The sequence below is a fragment of the Azotobacter beijerinckii genome, assembly GCF_900110885.1.
GTDB lineage: Bacteria > Pseudomonadota > Gammaproteobacteria > Pseudomonadales > Pseudomonadaceae > Azotobacter > Azotobacter beijerinckii.
Genome location: NZ_FOFJ01000153.1, coordinates 1 through 1689, shown reverse-complemented (window position 1 = coordinate 1689; position 1689 = coordinate 1). Strand labels below are relative to the sequence as shown.

The window sequence follows — 1689 nt, the reverse complement described above, 5'->3', positions numbered from 1 at the left end:
ACCATCGCCGAGGTAATGGAGCGGGTCTGCACCTATTACGGCTGCGAACAGCTCCCACCGCTTGAACAGGATGTTGGTTGATACTGCACTAGGTCGTCCAGGTAAAGGGCTGCCTCTCGCCCGTTGTCGCTCATGACGTACTCCTCTCGCTCCATGCTCGGCTCCGCCCCCGCAGGCTACGGCAAGTAAAGGGGGCCGTCGACGATGAAGCGGTGCCCATCGAACGCGTGGCCGTCCTTGCTCGGAACCGCGGGCACCGAAATCGACCTATCGAATCCACCACGGGCCGCCAGAGTGGCGGGCAGGCAGCAGCCCGGCAATAACGGTTTCAGCCTAATTCTGGATATTTCCGGACAACCGCCTCCCACAATCGCAGCCAGATCGCCCCGGCTCCGGGGGAACGAGGGAACGTGCGCCGCCGGGATGGCGCCGCGGCGGAAAATCCCTGCCCGGGATCTTGGGGGAAGAGGGGTGGAAAACCGCCGTGCAGGTTTCCCACCCGGCCTTGCGACGAAGGGGCCGACCGCTCAGGCGGCCTTGGGAAAAAGCGGCTTGCCGTGGTCGAGACACTGGTCGACCAGCCACTTGCCGTGGGCGATGGAGGCATGCTGGGCCTGCTCCAGCTCGGCCATGAAGGCATGCCCGAGCGGCAGGGGCAGCCGCCGGGTGGTGCGCCCCTCAGGCGTGGTGATATGGCAGCCGCCGGCCCAGGGCGTCGGACTGCCCGGATGCTCCATGACATCGGCGGTAATGGTGTGGTCGCGGTAAGTGCACTGCATCAGGGCCATGGTCTGAACCTCGCTGTCTGCAGGCCGCCAGCGAGGGGCACGACGTCATCTGCTTTCGTCGCCCCGCCCCTGCTGATGCGGCCCGGATGTCGCCGCCGACTCTCGGCGGCTCGCGCGCCGGCAAGGATCGCGGTCCTTGCGCCTTGATCCTGTCTTGAGGGTATAGCACAGGCCGCTGCCGGCGAGCCGCCGCCAGTCGGCCCCCGCTGTGACGGTCTATATTTGCCGGTAAGCCATGCGCCGATACAGCCCTTCACCACGGAGGAAACTCCATGACTGCCGGGCACCGACCGAACGAAATGCAACTTGAGCGAGGGAAAGATCCCATGTCCGATATGGATCACCGACCGGGAGTTCATGAAGCCTACCTGCTGAAGCGTCATCTCAAACTCGAAGATCTGGATGCCGCCAAGGCCGCGGCCATCGCCCAGGAGATCGATCGACTGGTGGGGGTGGACAGCGTCGCACTCGACAAGGACACCCGGCGTCTGGATGTCGCCTACGATGCCTCGCACCTGCGCATCGAACAGGTGGAGGAGATCGTGCGCAGGCACGGCACCGACCTGGATCATGGCTGGTGGACGCAGTTCAAGGAGGGCTGGTACCGCTTCACCGACCAGAACGTCAGGGACAATATCCGGCACGAGCCCTGGTCCAGCACCAAGCTGCCACCCAGGAGATAGCAAGGCGGCGGAAAAACGGGCGGTGAAATCGCAGCCGCCCGGCTCTTGCCCGCTTGCCCCTTGTGAAGCACCTGAGCGGGCACAGGGCAACCGCTCCAATTTCATGCGTACCCGCTGCCATAGTCTTACTGTGTCATAAACATGGATGTCCCAAACCTCCGTACAGGTCCCGGCAATACTCAAGCATCAGATAGACACCGAGTTGATGACGCAGCGTC

Annotated in this window: 2 protein-coding genes; one reads left to right on the top strand and one right to left on the bottom strand. The window is 63.9% G+C overall.

Annotated elements, in window-relative coordinates:
* Nucleotides 1-527: 527 nt before the first annotated feature.
* Nucleotides 528-788 (bottom strand): hypothetical protein, encoded by a 261-nt coding sequence (locus BMY22_RS23285; protein WP_090625698.1) that lies wholly within the window; start codon nt 786-788, stop codon nt 528-530.
* A gap of 326 nt (nt 789-1114) precedes the next feature.
* On the opposite strand from BMY22_RS23285, the gene BMY22_RS23280 reads away from it, so the two are divergent.
* Nucleotides 1115-1471 carry a heavy-metal-associated domain-containing protein gene (locus BMY22_RS23280; RefSeq protein WP_090625696.1) on the top strand — a complete coding sequence of 119 codons (357 nt, stop codon included), beginning with the start codon at nt 1115-1117 and terminating at the stop codon, nt 1469-1471.
* Nucleotides 1472-1689 lie beyond the last annotated feature (218 nt).

Bases quoted from the DNA above. Each gene is read 5' to 3' on its own strand.
- BMY22_RS23285 (WP_090625698.1), bottom strand. From the start codon at position 788: ATGGCCCTGATGCAGTGCACTTACCGCGACCACACCATTACCGCCGAT.
- BMY22_RS23280 (WP_090625696.1), top strand. From the start codon at position 1,115: ATGTCCGATATGGATCACCGACCGGGAGTTCATGAAGCCTACCTGCTG.